Origin of the sequence: Clostridium sp. 1001275B_160808_H3 (genome assembly GCF_015550425.1) — a bacterium.
Classification (GTDB): Bacteria; Bacillota; Clostridia; order Clostridiales; family Clostridiaceae; genus Clostridium.
In genome coordinates this window covers 107,745-127,966 of record NZ_JADNAT010000009.1, presented here as the reverse complement: position 1 = coordinate 127,966, position 20,222 = coordinate 107,745, and the positions used below count along the sequence as shown (strand labels likewise).

Annotated in this window: 28 protein-coding genes; 5 read left to right on the top strand and 23 right to left on the bottom strand. The window is 28.2% G+C overall.

Going from position 1 to position 20,222, the window contains the following annotated elements; translation table 11 throughout:
- Position 1: 1 nt before the first annotated feature.
- Positions 2-310 carry a hypothetical protein gene (locus tag I2A75_RS08720; protein WP_195264083.1) on the bottom strand — a complete coding sequence of 103 codons (309 nt, stop codon included), beginning with the start codon at positions 308-310 and terminating at the stop codon, positions 2-4.
- 84 nt (positions 311-394) lie between these two features.
- Between I2A75_RS08720 and I2A75_RS18090 the strand changes: the two genes are divergently transcribed.
- Positions 395-523: a hypothetical protein gene (locus tag I2A75_RS18090; protein WP_279325034.1), complete on the top strand. Its 129-nt coding sequence runs from the start codon at positions 395-397 to the stop codon at positions 521-523.
- 73 nt (positions 524-596) lie between these two features.
- Here I2A75_RS18090 and I2A75_RS08715 read toward each other — a convergent pair whose 3' ends face one another.
- From I2A75_RS08715 to I2A75_RS08620, 20 genes are all read right to left on the bottom strand, one after another.
- Positions 597-881 carry a hypothetical protein gene (locus I2A75_RS08715; RefSeq protein WP_195264082.1) on the bottom strand — a complete coding sequence of 95 codons (285 nt, stop codon included), beginning with the start codon at positions 879-881 and terminating at the stop codon, positions 597-599.
- A gap of 3 nt (positions 882-884) precedes the next feature.
- Positions 885-2,054: a minor capsid protein gene (locus tag I2A75_RS08710; protein WP_243242115.1), complete on the bottom strand. Its 1,170-nt coding sequence runs from the start codon at positions 2,052-2,054 to the stop codon at positions 885-887.
- Entirely contained in the window at positions 2,044-3,420 is a 1,377-nt protein-coding gene (locus I2A75_RS08705) for a phage portal protein (RefSeq protein WP_195264081.1), read from the bottom strand. The genes I2A75_RS08710 and I2A75_RS08705 overlap by 11 nt, the downstream gene beginning before the upstream one ends.
- A gap of 14 nt (positions 3,421-3,434) precedes the next feature.
- Entirely contained in the window at positions 3,435-4,826 is a 1,392-nt protein-coding gene (terL, locus tag I2A75_RS08700; protein ID WP_195264114.1) for a phage terminase large subunit, read from the bottom strand.
- A complete protein-coding gene (locus tag I2A75_RS08695; RefSeq protein ID WP_195264080.1) occupies positions 4,819-5,298 on the bottom strand; it encodes a helix-turn-helix domain-containing protein in 480 nt (159 codons plus the stop codon). Before I2A75_RS08695 ends, terL begins: the two co-directional genes overlap by 8 nt.
- Before the next feature lie 76 nt (positions 5,299-5,374).
- Positions 5,375-6,217 carry a hypothetical protein gene (locus I2A75_RS08690; protein WP_195264079.1) on the bottom strand — a complete coding sequence of 281 codons (843 nt, stop codon included), beginning with the start codon at positions 6,215-6,217 and terminating at the stop codon, positions 5,375-5,377.
- A gap of 206 nt (positions 6,218-6,423) precedes the next feature.
- Positions 6,424-7,239: a YjcQ family protein gene (locus I2A75_RS08685; protein WP_195264078.1), complete on the bottom strand. Its 816-nt coding sequence runs from the start codon at positions 7,237-7,239 to the stop codon at positions 6,424-6,426.
- Between the two features lie 203 nt (positions 7,240-7,442).
- Complete coding sequence (locus I2A75_RS17975) at positions 7,443-7,964, bottom strand: hypothetical protein (RefSeq protein ID WP_243242114.1); 522 nt, start codon at positions 7,962-7,964, stop codon at positions 7,443-7,445.
- A 138-nt stretch (positions 7,965-8,102) separates the two neighbouring features.
- Positions 8,103-9,611, bottom strand: coding sequence for a hypothetical protein (locus I2A75_RS08675; protein ID WP_195264077.1), 1,509 nt, complete (start codon positions 9,609-9,611; stop codon positions 8,103-8,105).
- 183 nt (positions 9,612-9,794) lie between these two features.
- Positions 9,795-9,968 (bottom strand): hypothetical protein, encoded by a 174-nt coding sequence (locus I2A75_RS08670; protein ID WP_195264076.1) that lies wholly within the window; start codon positions 9,966-9,968, stop codon positions 9,795-9,797.
- Between the two features lie 15 nt (positions 9,969-9,983).
- The gene (locus I2A75_RS08665) at positions 9,984-10,748 is read right to left on the bottom strand and encodes a hypothetical protein (RefSeq protein WP_195264075.1); all 765 of its coding nucleotides are present in this window, start codon (positions 10,746-10,748) and stop codon (positions 9,984-9,986) included.
- A gap of 10 nt (positions 10,749-10,758) precedes the next feature.
- Positions 10,759-11,598 carry a recombinase RecT gene (locus tag I2A75_RS08660; RefSeq protein ID WP_195264074.1) on the bottom strand — a complete coding sequence of 280 codons (840 nt, stop codon included), beginning with the start codon at positions 11,596-11,598 and terminating at the stop codon, positions 10,759-10,761.
- A gap of 2 nt (positions 11,599-11,600) precedes the next feature.
- A complete protein-coding gene (locus tag I2A75_RS08655) occupies positions 11,601-12,509 on the bottom strand; it encodes a lambda-exonuclease family protein (protein ID WP_195264073.1) in 909 nt (302 codons plus the stop codon).
- Complete coding sequence (locus I2A75_RS08650; protein ID WP_195264072.1) at positions 12,510-12,677, bottom strand: hypothetical protein; 168 nt, start codon at positions 12,675-12,677, stop codon at positions 12,510-12,512. It abuts the gene before it with no gap.
- 9 nt (positions 12,678-12,686) lie between these two features.
- A complete protein-coding gene (locus I2A75_RS08645) occupies positions 12,687-12,962 on the bottom strand; it encodes a hypothetical protein (protein WP_195264071.1) in 276 nt (91 codons plus the stop codon).
- A 48-nt stretch (positions 12,963-13,010) separates the two neighbouring features.
- Positions 13,011-13,196, bottom strand: coding sequence for a hypothetical protein (locus I2A75_RS08640; protein WP_195264070.1), 186 nt, complete (start codon positions 13,194-13,196; stop codon positions 13,011-13,013).
- Positions 13,197-13,217: 21 nt separating this feature from the next.
- Complete coding sequence (locus tag I2A75_RS08635) at positions 13,218-13,397, bottom strand: hypothetical protein (RefSeq protein ID WP_195264069.1); 180 nt, start codon at positions 13,395-13,397, stop codon at positions 13,218-13,220.
- Complete coding sequence (locus I2A75_RS08630; protein ID WP_195264068.1) at positions 13,397-13,555, bottom strand: hypothetical protein; 159 nt, start codon at positions 13,553-13,555, stop codon at positions 13,397-13,399. The genes I2A75_RS08635 and I2A75_RS08630 overlap by 1 nt, the downstream gene beginning before the upstream one ends.
- 14 nt (positions 13,556-13,569) lie before the next feature.
- Positions 13,570-14,349 carry a phage antirepressor KilAC domain-containing protein gene (locus I2A75_RS08625; RefSeq protein ID WP_195264067.1) on the bottom strand — a complete coding sequence of 260 codons (780 nt, stop codon included), beginning with the start codon at positions 14,347-14,349 and terminating at the stop codon, positions 13,570-13,572.
- 32 nt (positions 14,350-14,381) lie between these two features.
- The gene (locus I2A75_RS08620) at positions 14,382-14,600 is read right to left on the bottom strand and encodes a DUF739 family protein (protein WP_195264066.1); all 219 of its coding nucleotides are present in this window, start codon (positions 14,598-14,600) and stop codon (positions 14,382-14,384) included.
- 161 nt (positions 14,601-14,761) lie between these two features.
- Here I2A75_RS08620 and I2A75_RS08615 point away from each other — a divergent pair, with 161 nt between their 5' ends.
- From I2A75_RS08615 to I2A75_RS08600, 4 genes are all read left to right on the top strand, one after another.
- Complete coding sequence (locus I2A75_RS08615) at positions 14,762-15,313, top strand: transcriptional regulator (protein WP_195264065.1); 552 nt, start codon at positions 14,762-14,764, stop codon at positions 15,311-15,313.
- A 26-nt stretch (positions 15,314-15,339) separates the two neighbouring features.
- Positions 15,340-15,798: an ImmA/IrrE family metallo-endopeptidase gene (locus I2A75_RS08610; RefSeq protein ID WP_195264064.1), complete on the top strand. Its 459-nt coding sequence runs from the start codon at positions 15,340-15,342 to the stop codon at positions 15,796-15,798.
- A gap of 75 nt (positions 15,799-15,873) precedes the next feature.
- The gene (locus I2A75_RS08605; RefSeq protein ID WP_195264063.1) at positions 15,874-16,896 is read left to right on the top strand and encodes an SAP domain-containing protein; all 1,023 of its coding nucleotides are present in this window, start codon (positions 15,874-15,876) and stop codon (positions 16,894-16,896) included.
- 5 nt (positions 16,897-16,901) lie between these two features.
- The gene (locus I2A75_RS08600) at positions 16,902-18,338 is read left to right on the top strand and encodes a recombinase family protein (protein ID WP_195264062.1); all 1,437 of its coding nucleotides are present in this window, start codon (positions 16,902-16,904) and stop codon (positions 18,336-18,338) included.
- Between the two features lie 6 nt (positions 18,339-18,344).
- On the opposite strand, the gene I2A75_RS08595 is transcribed toward I2A75_RS08600, so the two are convergent.
- Both I2A75_RS08595 and I2A75_RS08590 read right to left on the bottom strand, forming a co-directional pair.
- Positions 18,345-19,124: an ATPase, T2SS/T4P/T4SS family gene (locus I2A75_RS08595; protein ID WP_243242112.1), complete on the bottom strand. Its 780-nt coding sequence runs from the start codon at positions 19,122-19,124 to the stop codon at positions 18,345-18,347.
- Positions 19,125-19,220: 96 nt separating this feature from the next.
- Positions 19,221-20,207 carry a hypothetical protein gene (locus I2A75_RS08590; RefSeq protein ID WP_195264061.1) on the bottom strand — a complete coding sequence of 329 codons (987 nt, stop codon included), beginning with the start codon at positions 20,205-20,207 and terminating at the stop codon, positions 19,221-19,223.
- Positions 20,208-20,222 lie beyond the last annotated feature (15 nt).

Sequence of the window (20,222 nt, the reverse complement as noted above, 5' to 3'; positions counted from 1 at the left end):
CCTAAGACTTAAATATTTCTATATTATCCCTAATAACTTGATGTAATCCCATTGCTATTTCATCCACAATAGTTTCATCATCACTATTCTGTAAATCTAAATTTCTTTCTCTTACTATTCCATGTATTACTTCGTGTAAAAGAGTTTGTTCTTGCCCCTGTTTGTCTTGAATCTCGTTATTAATTTTTATTTTATGAAATTCATAATCTATCATTCCCTTGCATTCGTGTCTATCTATAACTAATGTTTCATTTGATAATATCACTGAGTAATCGCTTGAACCTATTCTTATATTATCCAATATATTCATAATATTCCTTCTTTCATGTTATAATTTAATTGCAGTACATGCTTGTAATTTAGTTTTTATTTTTATTTGAAAGGAGATGATTACATGGCATCTAAAGGTAAATGTTCTGAAAAACCTGCTAGAAAAGGCCCAATGACTGTAAAGGTACAAGGCTACACTAAAAAAGATGGTACAAAGGTAGATCCTCATAAACGTCACACTCCTAAAGATTAACTTCATAAGCATGTACTACTTTAACTTTTAAGCATATTAAAAAGCACCTACTCTTTATCTAAGTAAGTGCTTTTTAATCAAAATCAACTATGATATCTAATTTTTTTAAGCTATTAAACTTATTTTTAATATTATCTTTAAATAAGGTTACTTCATAAAAATGATATCCTGGATAATCCTCATCATCCTCATCATCAAATAATCCCTTATATTCCACAACTATGCTTTCTTTGTTCTTTCTTAACCACCCATTAGTATCCTCAATAAATAATATCTCATCTCTTTCAAATCCTAATGTTTCTATAATTATATTTTCGTTAAATTTCTTCTTACAATAAAGATTTAATCCATCAACCATTTTTTACCTCACTTCTTTAATAATATTCATAATCTTCTCAACATCTTCTTTAGTAGCTTTTACATTTTTTAATATATATTCTAATTTAGGATTATTACTTTCACTTTTAATAATTGTCAGTATTTGATATTCGTGTCTAGTTAATGTAACAAACCCATCCCCACTCACTGGGTAAAATCTATCACCATGATATGCATATATTCTTCCATTTATTTCATAAGCATCATTTATTTTATTATACATTCCTTCTTTAATATCTTCAATATCTTTAATATAATCTACCCTCGGTAAAATAATTGTATTTTTTTCTTTCGCCTTAGATTTTTTCCCTATCGATTCAAGTCTATGTCTCTTATGCAATGGTGGTTTAATATTCTGAAGTTTATCAAACTCCTCTTTATCTTTCATACTATCTATAACTGGTAAATACGTACACCTACAATTCGCATGTAATGGAAGGGTTGGTCTATTCTTAATTCTATATTTTTTCCCATGTTTAGCTCCACATACTTTACATGTTCTTTCATCAGTAGCCGCCCATAATTCTACTTCTACACATCCTGCGTCTTTATATCCCTTAAATGCACTTTCATTAAGATAATGCATTGTTTCAGTTCTAATAAGTCTATGAGCTATATTAAATCCTTCATTCATTCTATTATTGAGTTGTATTGCTATTTCTGTAATAGTTTTACCTTGTATAATTCCATTAGTTAATAAATCATTTAAATTAGTTGCTAAAATCTGAGTATTCTTCCACAGCCTTTCAGAAAAATGACTTCCAACCCAAGGCTTTCTTAACATTTCCTCCATTACTCCTTTAGGGACTTTATCAAAATCAGTCTTACCAAGTTTAATCATTATATTAGAGTACGTTTCTTCAAATCCTTTTAACATATTTTCCTTACTAAAGGCTTCTACACTTTCTCCAAGCTCCCTTATAACATTTTCTATATTCTTTTGGAGTTCTGTTAATCTATTATACTTATGCATATCTGATAGTGTAGGTGTGCTTGTTTTAACCTTTTCAGTTACTCTATATAATTCATCTGATATACTAGCGCTAGCTTCTTGATACATCTCTAATAAGACTCTATTTTTTTCTTCTAAGCTGTTATATGTCTCCCATGTATTATTGGCTATTCTAGTTTCCCAATACTCGCTATTTTTCATTAGCTCCACCACCTAAGGGTATCTTATCCTGAAAGGGCAGACTTTCTTTTTTTTCTTCATCTATGTCTGTAATCTCTTGGTCTGGATTTTCTACCCAAGGATGATTTTTAACTACTGTTTTTTTAGATATTATTCCATTACTTTTTTGGGCTATCTCAGCTAATTCTGAATCATTTCTTATTTTATTTCTAGTCCATGTTTGAATAATAGTATCAACCTTTATATTTAAATAATTACAAAGTAATCTTATCAACTTAGCAAAACCCAATCTAAACTCAGTTTCAGCTAGTCCACACTTTAGCTCTAACAAGGAATATAAATATTCAAGTGCAACACCACTACTATTTCCAAAAAACTCTGGATTAGGATCAACTCCTTGCCCTTGTTTATAAATCTGCTTTTCAGTAATTTCTAATACCTTTTCTCTAGCCTCTATAGGGATATTAATATTAAGTGTTTCTAATCCTGTTTTTTCATCATGTCCATCACTTTGCATATCCACAACTTTATATTTTTTTAAGTCTTTAAGAAATGTTTTTAAATTAGTTCCTCCATAGTTAGTTAATATGAATATAATTTCTTGTATATCTTCTATGTCATTTATAAATCCACTAAACACTTTATCATATACATCTATAAACTTTTTAATCTTTCCTAGATCATTTTCTTTGATGTTATCATTAAAGAAAGGGATAAATGGAACTTCATTAAAATTATGAGAGATAACATTACAACTCTCTTCATCCCCTGTATCTATATTTATAGCCAAGAAGACATTATACTCCTGTAAATTATCTATTGTATCTCCGCTTAATTGTCTGTAGGAATAACACTCCTTATCAGTCCAATACTCATACACTATAAAGCTATCTCCACTATCATCTATTGCTGAATATTTCCTTAGCACTGCAATAAGACTTTTCTTCAAATCTTTTGAATAAAGTGGAATAATTTGTTCACTATCAACTGCTGCATATTGAAAATTGTTATTTTCATCTTCCCACACATGGAGCCACCCTACTCCAGTATTAGCTGCTTCAATGCCTAAATCCTTACATATTTTAGGAAATTCATCTCCTAATGTGACTTGTATCTTTTTATTAGCGCCATCACTTCCTATATCAAATGTAGGTGGATATGTAAGCATATACGCTACTTTTTGGTTAACTAACAATCCATGCCAATTAGTTGATATCCTATTATCAGCGTTACGAAGTGGGTTGTTAGTTTCTTCTTCACTCTCTGATTTATATAATATATCTGTTTTTCCTTTATAATACCTTTTCCCCTCTAATGCTTTAACAACAAATTGGGTATGCTGGGTTAGAGAATCCTTAATTAATTTTTTAACTACTTCTATCTTCAAGTAAATCAACTCCTCTATTCAAATCTAGCTCCTCTTTTTTTATTGAATTGTTCTGCTACCCCTGTAGTACAATCAGGAGCATCATCATGTGCGTTCTTCCCTTCACGTTGATACCTTGTCATATCATCATAATATTGTTGCCATCTATCCTTCCAATTAGAAGGATAATATACATGGTCCATAATCCACGTTGAATTACTTAATATTCTAGCCTGTTTATTCTTGCTTTGATGGAACCATTTAATTCTAGTTAGATTAGATTTATACTTTTCTTCAAGAATTCTTTTAACAGCTCTTGCAAACCCTTTACCACCATTATTACTTTCTATAAGTGCCTTATTAACATCATTATCATAATAAGACTTAGCAACTTTTTCTTCTGTAACCTCCATTGATTCTTTAGTATAAATAATATCTATTACATAAGCCTCATTATTTTTAGCTCCATATACAATATTGCATAAATTATCACTACCTTCATCAGCAGTATCGCAATAAGCTCCAATATAATCAAAATCCGCTGGTATTTTATCATAAGTCTTAAATCTATTATAAAGCCTACCTATCATATCGATTGGCTCTTGCTGATAGTTAGCACTAAATATATCTGCTCCCATTATTGATTTTTTATCCATAGCACTTTCATAGCTCAATACCTCTGAACATAACATTTTATGCTTTTCTTTATCTACAATAGCTTTCATTGAAATATGCTTATACCTTTTTCCTTTTTCCCTACACCATGTAAGAACCCTTCCTGCTAAATCTTCACTATGCCACCTTGTCATAATGATAATTATTTTCCCACCTTCTTCTAAACGTGATAGCATTGTATTAGTGAACCATTCCCAATGTTTTTCTAGTACAGCTGAATTATTAGCTTCTAATGAACTCTTGATTAAATCATCTATCATTAATAGCGATGCTCCAAATCCTGTAGCTGTTCCGGTAGGAGAAGTAGCAAGATAGTTATTATATCCACCTTCTAAGCTCCATAAATTCATAGCTCCATCACCATGTTTTATTCTTACATTAGGAAATACATCACTAAATACTGGCTTATATTTATCTACTTTTTCTTCTTGTATTGCATTTCTAACATTCTTAGAAAACATAGTAGATAATGTTTCGTTATATGATCCTGTCATTATCTTCTCATTTTTATTTTTACCTAGTACCCATTCAACAAATAATGATGCTGTTCTTGATTTCCCATGTCTGGGAGGTTCATTTATGATTAATACTTCATCTTCGCCCTCATAGAACTCTTGAAACTCTTTGCATAGATCAACTAGATATTTTCTATTACTCTTATAGAAGTCTGGTGCCATTAAATTGCAATAAAAAAAGAACTCACGTCTTGCAAGTTCACATTTAGCACCTAACTTTATTAATTTCTTATCCATCATCTTCACTAGCTATTTTTAATAACTGTTCCTTAGTTAATCCTTCATATGGATTATTTAAATTTCCGCTATGTTCTATATCCTTTTTATCTCTCCAATCTTCTGGTTTTCTATTCTTTAACCAAAATATTTGAGCTGTTGTATCTGGAGCTACCTCTTTAGTTACTACCTTAGTTACTTTTAATTCTTCTTCTCCTGTTTCTTTATCCTTAAATAGTTCCTTTGTTACTTCATTATATTTATAGCCTAACGCTCTTTTTAATAAAGCATTTTCTACTTCTATATCAACTACTTCTTTCCCCTTTTTAAGGTGTTCAGAAAGTTCAGTATGTTCATTCATATATTTATAGAGTGTTACCTTGCTAATACCTAAATTCTTAGCTATCTGTTCAATTGTGAGCCCATTTCTTGCCCACGCTTCTATCAATATTAATTTATCTTTAACAATAGATTCATATTTTGATTTAGCCATAAGCTCACATCCTTTCTTATATATTTAAAAACTATTAAAACTTTAAAATAATAAAAGGTTCAAAAAATGAACCTTTTTAATTTATATCATTACTTTTTAATATTTTTATCTTTCTTATCTCTTTTATTTCATTTTTCTTTATATATCTTTCCATGGTATTCTCAAATATTAAGAAGTAATCTTCACATTCTAAGTAGCATCTTGCATATATTTGTCCATTACTAGTATTTAGTATATAATATTCATCCTCATTAACAGCCTTATATATTTCTCTTAAACTATTTAATACTATAAAACTTGTAATACTTATTAACGCTAAAAATCCAAAAATAACTATGAATTTCATATCATTATTTACAATGTTATTTTCAAATATATATTCTCCGTTGTCTTTCACTATATTTATTCCCCTGATTATAATATTAAAAGATAATATTATCCACCCTATTGTTAATAAAGTTGACATAAGCATACTGATAATAATTTTAATTATAACGCTTTTTTTTATTTTACTATTTAATTTATTTTCCAACTTATCTCTAAAATTATCTTTCATAGATATCATATTTAATGATGCAACCACAGCTGGAATAATTGATATTATAATAATTAAAAGCCCAACTAAAAATGCTATCACTTCAAAACCACCTTCTACCTTAGGAACATCTAAAACTGATTTCCACCCTCCAGTTCTAATTAAATCTACTGCTGATATTATAGTAACAATTAAATATATTCCAAAAAAACAGTATATAATAAAATTAATTATAGTGTTAAATATAGATTGTTTTCCTGGTATGTTCCTATACTTATTTCTTATTACATCAATAGCAAGTTCATTAAACACTTTTACATAAATACTTACTACTGCACCCAAAGCAGTTAATAATAGCAATATATTTCTTATTTTTTCTAACATATAATCACCCCAATACTTCTATTTCTATAAATATAGGGAAATCCCTCTATAATATTTAAAAGCTAATAAGTAGTGACTAAGAATATTATTACCTCGGAATTGGCTACTTCTACTTTCATATTTTAATTTGTTTTCCTGCTAGCTTCTGCAGGCATAATAAAAGGACTAGTAATTTATCTTATTACTAATCCACAACAAGAAATTTCTTAAATATAAAATTTCTTTTCTAAATAACTAATACCATAAGTTGTAATTTTTAAGTTATCTGTAAAAACCATTAATACTTTTCCACCACCATTAACAAATTTGACATTTTTTATTAAACTCTCACTATTTAGCTTCTCTAGTGCTGAAATAAATACATCTTTATCCAAATTTAATTTATTTTCACTTATATTGTTTTTCATATCAGATACATCTTTACAGTACTCATTATATATTTCTAATAACACCTTATCTTTTACTGTCTCTGGTTTTTTAATTTGCCTGGGGTTATTGTCTTGTATATGCTCAGTTATTGTTATATCTCCTCTTATCCATCCAGTCCTCGGTTCATCTTCAAAAGCTTTTCTTAAACTTGTTTCAACTAGACTTCTTAATCGATCTTTATTTTCCCAATAATTACACATTCTATCCGCTTGAGCCTTTTGTATAAATCTTTTTAATTTTTCAAATTTAGCATCATCTTTATCCGTTTTTCCAAATGGTATGTTATCTATATTTTTATATATAAATGTATATACTGGTACTCCTCTCTCCCTGGCATAATCATACTCTTTTTCTGTAAATCCAATTCCATCTGTATCCTCTGTTCCGTACCTGCCAGCAATGACTAGAACATAGTAATCACTTTTATCTATTATACCTTTTATAAATTCAAATTGAGACTTATTAGATGCTGGAAATAATTCCATTCCTGCCGGAAAACAATCAACACTAAGAATTGCTTTCATAACAGCTTCTCTCTCTTCTTCTAAATCTGCAAAAGTTGAACTTATAAATATCTGATATCTCTTTTCCATGTCCTCTCCCCCTTTTAATATAAATATATTAATTCTATAAACAATTGTAAAATCCTTCAAAAAAGCACCTAACATTTATTATGCTAAGTGCTTTCTTATAGGGGATAAAAAACTATGGAGGACTTTTACCATGTCCATACTATTATTATACATCTTTATATCCTTCTAAGTGTCCCTACTTTGTCCCTATTTTGTCCCGAGTTTTAACACCATCTATATTCAGCTATATTCTTTACTAATTCTTCTCTAAGGTCATATACCTTATTCTTACTCATATTCATTTCTAATGCTATTTCTCTCATTCCTATTTTCTCTCCTGGTATTACATTGTATTTTAATTCTAAGAACTTCTTATATTCATCTTTAAGCATTCCTATGTTTCCTTCTACCTTTTCTATTTTATATATTAGGTTTCTTTCTTCACATTGTAGCTTATATAATTTCATGGTCCTTTGAGCCTTTTCTTTCTCCATATCATCTATAGCTTTTATAATCGCTTTTTCTACATAGCTTGAATTACTAGAAGATGTTTGTACCCTTTCTCCTTCTCCTGCTCCTCCTTGATATGGATCTATACTAACATTACAAGTTTTTATATTTCTTGCTATAGTATTTATTAAGTTACCTACTGTTTCTATTTCCCTTCTTACTGACTCTAATCTATTCTTATCTTTATAATATCCATAAAGCATTCCTTCTGTCTTTCTAAATAATTCTTTATCCATTCAATTCCTCCTTAACAATAAAAAATACCGCATATTCTTTTCTTGAATAATACGGTATTTTAATTAACTTAATATTTAATTCTATCTTAGTAATATTTTAAATTTAGTTATTTAACTTATTCGCTAAACTAAAATATTTTATAAAATATCAGCATAAAACTTACCATTTTCTTCTGTAAAGACAACTTCTGCTGGAAATAGGTTTATTCCCATACTTTTCAATGCTACTGATGATATTACCCATTCGCTTAAATCATTAGGCAACCTATAACAGTAATTCCCTTCAAGTTCTGCAATGGTAGCTAATGGAATACCTTCTTTGCTAAATCCAATTGAAAGAACACTACATTTGCAACGTCCATTTGTGAACTTTAATAATGGTTGCTGTCGTGCATCAAAAAACACTTTTGCGCCTCTCTGATTAAAAAAATAATTCTTTTGATCTAATGGTATTATATCAAGTGGAAGTTTATTTCTCAATCGGGAAAAGTAATCTGCAAGGCAATCGCACACATATGAGTTAAAATACTCACCCTGCATATCAACATTCTGTTTTTTTATCTCTGCTACCGACACAAAATTATTCATATAATTTAAAAGCGCAATCAACGTTATTAAGTCATCAGAGTACTTACCTGAAAAGGTTTTATACCAAGCTTTATTTAATTTACAGACGATGGTATGCAACTTCTTATATAATTCTAATTGATCTTCGCTAAGTAAAAACCATTCCTTACTTAGAATTTTCTTTTTAAGTTGTTCGTCAGAAGAATTGTATCGTAATGAATTATGTAATGCTTTAAGCAATTTGGAAAGTAAACCTGCCAACATATCAGAAATACGTACTCCTATTGAGTATTTTGAATTTACTTCTATGGCATTACTAAAACCTATACGTTTCGCCGCATTTAGCGTATTGCTGTCTTTTCCCTCTTTTCCTTCTTTATCTATTACCAATGTAAAATCATTAATTACTCGCTCTGTTAGGTATTGTTTAAACCCCCAAAAAGCTATATCATAATCCCATTCGATAGTTCTTACATCGTGAATATCATATAAAACTTTTAAAATATCTTCAAAGGCTTTAGTTTCGTTTTGTTTTAACGATAAATTTGCTTTGTTTAGTTGAATTCTCTCTTCGAAAAAAGCTTTCAAAGTTGCTAAAAGTTCTCCTGTATTTTCAAATATACACTCAACTATTTCTTTTGGTTGATACATTAAAATTGCTTTTACAATTGAATACTTCATAGCATCCATATTACAAAAAAAGCTATTCTTATAACCATCAAAGAGCTGAGAAATAATAAACTCGATCTTACTTACTACTGCAAAGTAGACTTCAATATCGCTATCGAATAACGAAAGAAAATCACTAAGAAAGCAAATATTGCTTTTATTCAAGGATGCAAATCCATTCTCAAATTGCTTCTGATCAAGTGTCTGACTTTTTAATTCTCCTTTGGATTTGCGATAAGTGTACTTTTCTTCGAAATCAGAATACTTCTCAAAAATCAATTTTTCACTTTCACTCTTCCACCCAACAATAACAGCAATAAAATTATCGTAATAATTCTTAGAGTTTACCGTATTAAGATTGATTTTTCTGCTATGTTCTGATTCATCATAATAGAAACGGTATTGCTCCATATTTTCATCTCCCTATATAGTAAATAATAATTCAACTTTACAAACTCTACTTATCAGTTAGTAAAAAAGCTGATAACTCATATAATAATACAATTATGAGTTAATTATAACATATTTTTCTAATACCGTATTATTCTATTTTCAAAGAACATTTTTTCTTACTTAGTTCTCAATAATTTCATATTACTTTCCTCTATAAGATTTAAATCTTATACTACTCACTCTTTTGTTTTCTTTTATCCTGTGCTCTGCTAAAAAGCTATCCGCATCTTTAATACCTTTTTCTCTTAACTCTTGCATTCTTTTAATATCTCTTATAGTTCTTTCTTTCCATTGTGCTGGAGTCAGCTTTTCCATTCTTATTCATCCCCTCTATATAACTTCTATTTTCTTTAAGAAGCTGTAATATAATCTATCCTTAAATCTGTCTTCAATAACTCCCCTATTAAAATCACTATTAGCTTTTATAGTTATCATGTTATCTGTTTCTATAATTTCTGTATCTATAAAAAATGTTCTATAAGCCGTATCTGATGTTTCATTAAATATTTTTCTATGTGTTTCTGTTGGAAATGAAATTGATGGAAGTTCAGGAACATACTCTTCTTTTCCTTCTTTCTCATTATTATTCATTCTTATATCATTCTTATCATTCTTGTTTATATCCACGGTCTGTTTCCCTTCTGTTTCCTTAGTGTTACTTTGCTGTTTCTCCGCTGTTTCCTCACTGTTACTTTGCTGTTTCTTTTCTGTTACCAGTTCATCATCTTTAGATTGATAAATACTGTAATTTACTAATGTTATCTTAGTATATTGCTTGTTACCCCTTCCGTGGTCTAAAGTAATCATATGATTTTTTTCAAGCCATTCTAAAATTTTCTTAATTGTTTTTGCATTCGGTTCTTTATAAACTCGATTTTCATAATAAGATACCCCTTTTGCTATAGATCTATAGCTTGTTAAATGCTGCCCTCTATTTATTATTTCCTTACTTCCATCAGACATTGGTATAGAATTTACTTGATGGTTAGCCATATACTTAAGGTACTGCCACACTTTAAAATACAAGGGTGGCATTGCCCATATATCACTATCTATTTCTTTTCTATAATCTTTAATCCACCCTTGATTATCCATAAGTACTCTCCTATTCTGTCATTTCTTCAAAAGATGTACCTACAAAATTTTCTTGTACTGGATCCGTGTACTCAACATCTTCTATTACTTCTCCAGTTTCAAAATCTATTTCAACATTATCTTCTTTTAAAATACTATCTTTAATTGCATTATTATCCGCACTGTATGCCTTTTGCATTTCAATAGATAAAATACCCCATTTAGATAATAGATTCCTTAGAACTGTCTTTTTAGCCATACTATCAAAGTCTGTTTGCCATACTCCATTTTTAAAGCTATATGTTTTAGAGAATTTCTTAGCATGAGATTCAGCTTCTTCTTTGCTCCAATAGACTGTCTTTTCAAATCCATTTAATAATTTGAAATACCCTGCATATCCTATAACCTTGTTTGACTTCCTTTTAGTAAAGTCAATTTCTACTTCCTCACTTAATGGATTCCAGCTTATTAATTCACCTTCTCTTATCTCTACTACATTAATTGCTTTATATTGCCCTGTTCTTAAAGCTAATTGAATATACCCCTTATATCCAATTTGAAATTGTGCTTTAGTCCCATAAGGCACTACCCATGCATATCCTAAATTTTTATCTACTGGTAAATCCATAGTTGCAGCTACCATACAACTAGCTACTACACTCATAGGCTCACACTTCTTTAAATTAGTATCTGAATTAACTAGATTAACTATTGAGCTCATATACTGTGGTGCTCTTTCACATAGTACCTCTTCAAATCTTTTCTTAACTGCAGGACTATCCATAAGTCCTTTAACACTTCCTGCTATTGCTGCTTGTCCTGTTGCTTCCTTCTTTGCTAATTGATTTTTTAAACTACTTGCTGTTGCCACAATTATTTATCCTCCTTGATATTAAATTTTCTACTTATACTTTCTTTCACTACCTTTTCATAAACATCTGGGTATTCTGATTTAAGTTTTTTAGTATCAACTCTATTAGATAAAACCTTCTTCCAACTCAAACTATATCCAGGAGCATATGCATACTCTGATTTCCCTATTTCAAACTTAATTTGATTCTCTAGTTCTTTTACTTCTATTTCAAAACTTTTTAATTGCTCCTTCATTTCTAAATAAGTTTTGATCTTCTCTTTATATTCAAATCCTAGCTCTATTGATTTACCTTCTTCAACATCTTTATATTTTTCTTTAAGATATTTTTCTGCCGCACTTGATCCATCTAATGCAGGTGGAATTTTATGTTTTATCATCTTCCAAAAGTCCTTCTCTGCTTCAATAATCATTTGAATTAATTCTTCATCCTTTTGTACTTCTTTCCATATGAATTTTTGTCCGCCTATTAATACTGCTATATATCCTAATTCTGATCCTGTAACAAATAAATAATGTTGTACTTGTAATAAATAACTTGCTGGTATTTCATCTTCTTCCCATTCATTAGATAAGAATTGATTAGCTGTTTTACACTCTAATATTGCATTTTCCCCTATTACTCTTCTGTCTATATTAGCTACCATAAAAGGATACTCTTTATGTTTATAATGCTTTCTATCTCTTCTAACTTTCTTACCAGTTCTCTTTTCAAATTCTTTTGCAACTACATCTTCAAATACATCTCCAAAATAAGCACTTTCACTTTGCTCTCCAACCTCTGTTATAGGCTCTGTTTTTTCTAAATAAACTTCAAATGCAGTTTTATACTTATTCACTCCTAAAATTGCACCTACATCACTTCCACCAATTCCACATTGCCTTTCTTTAAGCCATTCAAGTTTATCCATTTACTTATCCTCCTTTGTATCAAAATACAATCTATTATCCATGCCATCATATTCAATTTTTGTAATGTGCCAATCTACATTATCTCTGTCATATATCTTAAGATCAGCTTTATTTAACTCTTCTATTTGTGCATTTATAGAGTTAATTAATACTTCTAAAACACTCATAACTACCTCCTAAATTAAATCCTTTAATACTTCACCAGTTTCTAATATATAAACTTGATTATTGTCTATATCCGTACCTAGTGGTATAATGTCATTGAATGTTTTGTTATGCTCTTTCCCTTGTTTGGTCGCTGGGGATTGAGCTTTTTTATATTGTTCCTCTACTAGTCTTGTAACCGCTTTTACATTTAATTGATTAGTCATATCCGCTTTGACTTTCTCAACTTCTTTTGCTAGTTCTAGTGCCTTTTCCCTTTCAAGAAATTCTTGTATAAGTTTTCCCATGTTTTATACTCCTCCCTAATTTCATTACTATTTAGACATTGTGATTTTTTAATTTTCACACCTTACTAAAACCACTTTCAATATTTCACATATATTTTTAAACTCTTCTTGGTTTGTCCTTTTATTAAAAGCAATTCTATTTGCTTTAATATCGTTTGTTACATCTCTCATAAATGAATAGAAATCGTCTTTTGATAAGCTATCTTTTAGTTCTGTTAAGTATTGAAGTAACATGATAATCCTCCTATTCAATTTTTAATACCAATAAACCTCTCCATTTGGATATTCTCTAACATTAAGCTGGAACAACTCTTTACCGTCCTTATTAGCTATTCCTACTGTTAAATTCCCAGTCTTAGTTATATAGCTCCATACTACATGTAAATCTGTTCCTTCTTCATATATCTCTTTAAATCTATCTAACAATGATTTCATTACTCACACCTCTTTAATGATATTTCTTCTAATTTTTTTGGCTCTATTACCGTATTATTAAAATAGTCACTTATTACTCTTGTTAATCTTTCACTAATTTTTTCTGGATCTACTATTATTACATTAAAATCCTTTTTAACTCTTCTCTTCTTTTCCACTACAAATCTCCTCCTTAATACACACTATTTATAAACTTATTAATAAAATATTGCTGTCCTTTTCCTGTAACCTTTGTGGTTTTACTAACTGTAATATGTCCATCAGAATGTACTATTGGTGTTTCTTTTATTTCAAATAATCCTTGATCCATTGCCCTTTGTGTTGGCATATTATAGTCAGTACCCTTTCTTTTGATTAAATAGCCATTATTTCTGAGCCATGAGAACAGTTTATTCTGACCTGTATCAACGCCATTTTGTTTCAATAACTTAGCAAGTTCTCCTACTAAAATTGAAGAACTGCTTGTACTAACTGCATCTGCAAATATTACTTTTGGAGCATTAACTTTCTTTTCTTCTTCAAGTAACCTTCTTTTTTCTTGCTCTTCTTTAAGGCTAGTTGCTAATTGTATAAGAAAATCTGGACTTGTAAGAGCCTTTTCTAAAGTATTCTCTGTCATATAAGCTCCATTATTTCTTATAGTTGGTAACACTTCATCAGTAACCCAATCTTGAAACTTTTCAGCTTCTTTCTTTTTAGATTTAAATATTAGCTTGTACACCCCGCTTTCTGTTAAAAAGTTTTCTCCAGCATTATTTAATTTTCGGATATGCATGTCATGCACATCTGAATTTTTAAGTTTTTTAACTTGTTTACCATTAAAAGCTCTTATACTACTATTAACATCTGCTATATCCAAACACTCTGCTACATGTTTTGTATTAAATAAAATTTGTCCATCCCATTCAAATACTTCTACATTGTGATTTTCAAAAACCATTAAGTTATTCATTTTTTAACTCCTCCTTAAATCACTCGTTCAAATTATTGAACTTTTTGTTTAAAAAAATAATCTTGTATTTCCTCTAAGGTTATATTTAATAGTTGAGAAATTTTAGTTATTTCATCCTGTGAAAAAAATATTTTATTATTTAATTTTAAAGATAATGTTCTCTCTGAAACCCCTAATGCTCTTGCTAGATTTCCTTGAGTACCAAATTTTTCTACTATTTTCCCCCTTAATTTATCATAATTAAAAGCCATGATATCACCTCCTGCCCCAAGTTCAATTTATTGAACAACTCGATAATACTATGCCATATTTTTCTTGTCAATACTTTTCGTTCAATTTTTTTAACTTTTTTGTTTAAGGTATTGAACTTTTATTCAAAATAATATACTATATTATTGAAAGGACGGTTGTTATGAATAATGAAAATACATCAACTAGATTAAACCAAATTATGAAAGAAAGAAATTTAAGACAAGTAGATTTATTGGAGATGGTAAAACCATTTTGTGAAAAATATAATGTTAAAATTAATAAATCTGATATAAGCCAATATTTATCTGGAAAAGTAAAACCAGGTCAAGAAAAGCTTTCAATGTTAGGAATGGCATTAAATATAAATGAAACATGGTTAATGGGCTATGAAGTGCCTAAGGAAAAACAATTTATTATTGAAAAACCAACTTTATCTGAAAGTGAAGTACTATTATTAAAAAATTTCAACACGCTTAATACAAGTGGAAAATCTAAGTTAATAGAATATAGTAATGATTTAATTGAAACCCCAAAATATATAGAAGATATAAAAACTATTGATCTTTCTAAGAAAGAAAAGCAAATATGGGAAGAAAAAGAGAAAGAACATTTAATGCCTATAGCTTGTCACGATGATAACCTTACCACTGAAGAAAAGGCTATCGTCAATAAAAAAATAAATGAAATCTTAAATAATTTAGACAAATATTAATATATAAAATTAAATATGGAGTACAGATGAGTAATTATGAGAATTTATTATCTTTTGCACATATTAACGGAATTAAAGTTATAGAAAGTGATCTTGGTATAGATAAGCCTTTTGGCAAGTGCATAGGTAATTTAATTATTATAAATAATAGGGTTAATGAACGTGAGAAGCTTTGTGTCTTATATGAAGAGTTGGGACACTTTAAACTCAATGTTGGAGATATAACTGACCAAAGTAATATAAATAATATAAAACAAGAATTAACTGCTCGTAGATGGAGTTATGAAAATCTAGTATCTCTAGATAAAATAATAGATGCTATTCTATCCGGAATAGATAATATATACGATTTAGCTGAAAATTTAAATGTAACAAATGATTTTCTAATTCAATCTATTGAGCATTATAAAAATAAATATGGGGTTTATTATGTTAGTAAAACTCACCTACTAACGTTTGAACCATTAAATGTTATAAGTTTTTAAAATATTTAACACTGATATTCTTACTGAAAAATTCTTTACACTGAACAGAACGTATATTCGTCAAGGAGGTTTATTATGGGCTTTTTAGATTTTTTTAAAAGAAAAAAGAAAATTAATTCAAATATAGATGATAACATATCTTCTATTAAATCACTAACTAATGAAATCAAACATTATAGTTATAATGACTATAAAAAATTAAAAACCATTTCTGTATTTTTAAACTGGGCACAAAAAGGCTATTCTGTAGGACTATCGAATACATATCCTAGTTATATGAAATATGAGTTGGATATAGCAAATCCTTCACAATTTCACAAAGAAATGATCTCTAATGGTTATCTAGAAAAACCTGATTTGGATTCATTATTTGTTAATTTTAAAGTATCAGAACTGAAACAAATTTTAAGTGACAATAATTTACCTAAAACCGGAAATAAATCTTGTCTAATTGAGCGTATTTTAAATAACATTTCCGAAGAATCTTTAAAAAAAATACAAAATAATTTTACTGGTTATGTTTTATCTGAAAAAGGAAAAGCTTTTATTAATAAAAATTATGATTTTATTGAAATGCATAAAAATCCTAACTGGATGATATCTTTAGATGAATATGTTAACAAAAAGAGACAGCTAAAATTTGATACAAGCTTCTATGATATAGCTTGGGGAATATTCAATGATAGAAATATTCAATATGTATCTGAAAAGAATTGGGGCCTTGTAAGAAATAATATATTAAATATGTATGAAATATTAATTAAGGAAAATAAACCTAAAGAATCTTTATCTTTTCTTTTATCTGTACTTTATTATGATTTAAGTGGATTAAAAAATAATAATATGCTTTATAAATTTGAAGATATAGGTTCAGCTCCAGGAATAATTGATAGAATATTAAAATTGAAAGACTTCTATTCTGATGATTTAATAAATGATTGTGCATTTTTAAAGCAACTTCCTTTTTCTTATTTTTCTATAGATACATTTAAACTTCTAGTAAATGATTTAATAGAAAATGATGAAATAAATTTAAATGCTTATAAAAAATATATACAAACTCCCAATAAAAATCTTATCGATATTCTAAAGGAGTGATTAATTTGAAAATTGCAGCTTATTTAAGAAAATCAGTAAAAGGAGATGATAGCTCTATCTCTATAGAAGCTCAACTTGAAATTATTAAAAATTATTTTAATAAAGAGAACTGTGAGTTTACTGTATACGAGGATAATGGCTTTAGTGGGGGTAGTATAAATAGACCTGCATTTACAAAAATGATGGAAGAAAGAAATAACTATAATGTAATAGCATGTTACAAACTCGATAGAATGGCTAGAAATACATTAGACTTTCTTACTACGTTTGAAATGTTAAAAAAAGAAGGTATTGATTTAGTCTGTGTACAAGATAATTATGATCCTAGAACCCCTTCTGGGAAAATGATGATGACCTTATTAGCCTCATTAGCTGAAATGGAAAGAGAGAATATTAGAAGAAGAGCTATAGATGGAATGTATAGTCTAGCAAAACAAGGAAGATGGACAGGTGGCTTCCCTCCTTTAGGATGCAAAGTTGTTACTTTATCAGATGGTAAATATCTAGAAATTGAAGATACTGAAACAATTCATTATATCTTTAATCAATTCTATAAAGGTAAAAGCGTTAGAAAACTTTCAAATGAACTTGGTCTCTCTGAGAGATGTATATCATTAAGCCTAAAAAAGCCTATCTATATTGCCTCTGATGAAGCTTCTAATAGATATTTAGAATCTATCGGTTATACTGTTATAGGTGAGCCTAACGGAAATGGTTATATGACTTATATACATAATAAAAATAATGACTCTAAGACTGTAAATCTTGCTGTTATAAGTAACCATAAAGGTATAATACCTTCTAATATATGGATTGATGTAAAAGAAAAATTAAATTTAAAAAATCATCATAAATATCCTAGAATATCAGAGAAAACTTGGTTAGCTCAAAAAATCACTTGTAAAACTTGTGGTTCTACAATGATAATCTCACTAGGAAATAAAAGAAAAGATGGTACACGTCCATTATATTTCAAATGCAAAAAGAGCTGTTTACCATTTATTAAAGTTGATGAAGCTGAAAATAAAATATTAGAAACTCTAAAGAAAATATCTGTTAAAGATTTGAACTCTAGCAAAAAAAATTTAGAATTTGAAACAAATATAATTAATAATTTACAAAAGAAAATGAGAGATAAAGAGAATTTATTGAAGGGACTAATAGATAAAATTAGTATAGCTTCTGATTCTTTAGCCTCAACTATGCTAAGTAGAGCTGAGGAACTTAATAATGAAATTGAAATTCTTAATACAGAGCTAACACAACATCAATTGTTGATAAATAGCAAGGCTAATAATAAAAATTTGCTTAAAGATAGAGAAAAGGCTAAAAATTTCTTCATTAAGAATTTTTATAATATTACCTTAGAAGAAAAACAAAACCTAATAAATCTAATTATTGGTGATTGTATTTGGGATGGGGAAAATCTTTTTATAAATTAATAATTGTTATTTAGATACTATTGGTTCTTCTAAAGTTGTGATATTAATATCTTTTTTATTAATTTCTTTTAAGATACAATATAGAGAGCTTGATTTTCCACTTCCTGTAGGGCCATTAATAATTACTAATCCATTTTTTAGTCCAAGTATCTTTTTTATTTTTTTTATTTGATTTGTATTTAAATTTAAACTATCAATATTATAATTAAATATTTCTCCATATAGGATTCTAATTACTAATTTTTCGCCATAGATTATCGGAATAGTAGATAATCTTAAATCATAGTTCTTTCCATTTACTTTTATTAGACTTTTACCATCCTGAGGCCTTCTTTTTTCTGTAATATCCATATTCCCACATACTTTTATTTTGGATAATAATTTTTGATATTCTGCATTTTTTATTTTTGTAACTCCTATTAATATACCATCAACTCTAAATCTTATGAAAACATCTTCCCTATGGGGTTCAAAATGAATATCTGATGCATTTAATTCTATTGCTTTAAGTAATAATACATCAAATAGCTCCTCTAGTTCTCCTAAAAATATATTTTTAATTAGTTCATTAATAAAGTCTTCACTTAATTTTACAATTTTTATTTTTTTATTAAACAAAAACTCTATTTCCTCTTTATTTTCTAATATCTCCTTTGATGCTAGTACTATTACTCTATCTTCCTTTATCATAATAGGTAAACATATATTTTCTATAGCTTTTAATTTATTTAATTTTCTAGCTATTTCTAAATTAACTTTCTCCAAGTCAAATTCAAAAATACTCATATAACATCACCATTTAAATTTATATCCAATAAAGTTAAAATTATACATATAAAATTAAAAGAAAAAAGATATTTATAAAATAAATTATAAATATCTTTATCTACACTCTATAAAATTGTATGTTCCCGACTCACCATCAATTATGCTTATAGCATCATTAGTACATCTATATACTTTTTCTGTTATAACATCTTCACCACCAACAAAGATTATATTACCATCCTTATCTTTAGAAAGACCTTTTTCTAAGTTTATTAATTTTGGGAAATCATACACTAATCTCCTAGCTTTCTTATCATGATACTTGTATAATGAATAGCTATTATTTTCCAATTTACCCAATATGAATATACCATCTGGAGTAGACTCAACATCACTAACATCCAAAACATCTTCTATTACTTCATTAACTTCCCCAGATTCGTCTATAACTTTTAATATCTTTTGTTTTCCTTCTTTTTCTTGAACAAAAACTATTCCATTATCTAAAACTTTTAAAAATTCAACGTATCCTAAATCTAATTTATATAAAAGCTTTTCTTCATTATTATTAATGTTATAAGTAAATATTCCATTAATTTTATCTTCACTTATTCCATAATATACTAAAGTATTTTCATTTAGCCAGTCAACTAACTCACCTGAAATTGAAACCTTAGTATCAATTGATATATTCTTATTTTTAGACAAATCTTTAATTTTTAAATCTAAGAATTCATCCTTTAAAAAATAAGCTAAATATTCTCCATTTTGTGCTAGCTTAGGTGAAATGACTTTCTTCCCGTCTTCTATTCTTTCTTCTTTTCCTAGATATTTTATTTTATATTCACCATTTTCATTATATATAAAATTACCACTTTCTAAATCATAAGCTGTAATTATATATTCAGTATCTACTTTTTCATATTTATCATTTGTTAAATTATAAATTTTGTATTCCCCTGAATTTTCTATGGCAATTGCTCCATTTAGTATATCAACTTTATTTTCTTCTTCTATTTCACTTTTACATCCATAAAGAAATATACTTATTAACAAAATAAAATTAACAAGGAAAATATTCCTTATTCTTTTTTTATTCATCTTTTACCTCTTTTA